Source organism: Oleiphilus sp. HI0128, from assembly GCF_001635365.1.
Map to the genome: position 1 here is coordinate 1 of NZ_LWGG01000784.1, position 1,105 is coordinate 1,105.

Sequence of the window (1,105 nt, forward strand, 5' to 3'; positions counted from 1 at the left end):
ATGCAAGACGATATGCGCACTTTTCTGGAGTCCGCCATGGATAGGATGGCTTTGTCGGCAAGGGCGGCTCACCGGATTCTTAAAGTCGCGCGTACTTTGGCAGATTTACAGGAAAGTGAGAGTATTCAAATGCTTCATTTAAGTGAAGCTTTGGCTTACCGGGGTTTGGATAGAAAGTCTGGTAGCTGAGTGCTATGTAAAGAAAAGTCTTTAAAGCTTATGGCGTACAGCTGTGACTTCCATCGCTTTATGAAATTGGCTAAGATGATGGCCTAAACTTACGCATCATAAATAAATAGCCACTTTTGAATGCGTGGTGAAGTGAGCGAAACTGCTGAAGGGAAGTTGAGGAATAGCTAATGATAAAAGCTGCGTTTCTAGTTTATGACCGCGCACTCTTTTCAGGGATAACCAGGCCCTATGAAATTCTGAAGGCCGCTAATGCAATGGCGCGCATGGCGCGGGAATCCAGGCCGCTTGAGCTGCATATGGTTAAGCTCGAAGATAAACAGCCTCAGGTTGCTGGCGATATTCCTTTAAATATCGAAGAGCGTATTGAATCTCTTGGTCATATGGACTGGATCTTTATTCCACCAAATTGGAGAGATCCGGTACATTTATTGAAACGTTATCCCAAGTTGCCAGAGATGTTAAGGCAGCGCTATGAGGAAGGGACTAACTTTATTGCCACAGGGGCCGGTGCCTATTTCTTGGCAGAAGCAGGCCTTTTAGACAAGACCCCTGCTACGACTCACTGGTTCTTTTTTGATAAATTTGAAAAGCGTTACCCTCACGTTGAACTAAAACGCCAGCACTTCATTACTTATGGTAACCGAATTTATTGTGCTGGCAGTATCAACGCGCTGTCAGACTTGGTCTTTCACTTGATTGGCCAGGCCTTTGGTTTGGAAAAACGTCAGTTAGCGGAGCGCCATTTTGCCCATGAAGTAGGCAGCAGCTACGACTTGCCTATGTTTTCAGTCGGACGAGCCGCGCATGCAGATGAAGATATTATCGAGATTCAGGCGTGGTTAAAGTCCTCGTGTCATGAAGATATTGATATTCCCCAGATGGCCGAAAGAGCAGGCATGCCAGTACGAACGTT

1 protein-coding gene and 1 pseudogene are annotated in these 1,105 nt (G+C 45.9%); both read left to right on the plus strand.

Annotated features, from left to right (window positions below):
* Window positions 1–189: pseudogene (locus tag A3763_RS11150) on the plus strand (ATP-binding protein); the annotation flags it as partial.
* A gap of 170 nt (window positions 190–359) precedes the next feature.
* Window positions 360–1,105, plus strand: a 746-nt coding sequence (locus A3763_RS11155; RefSeq protein WP_068760029.1) for a hypothetical protein, incomplete at its 3' end; no start/stop codon positions are given.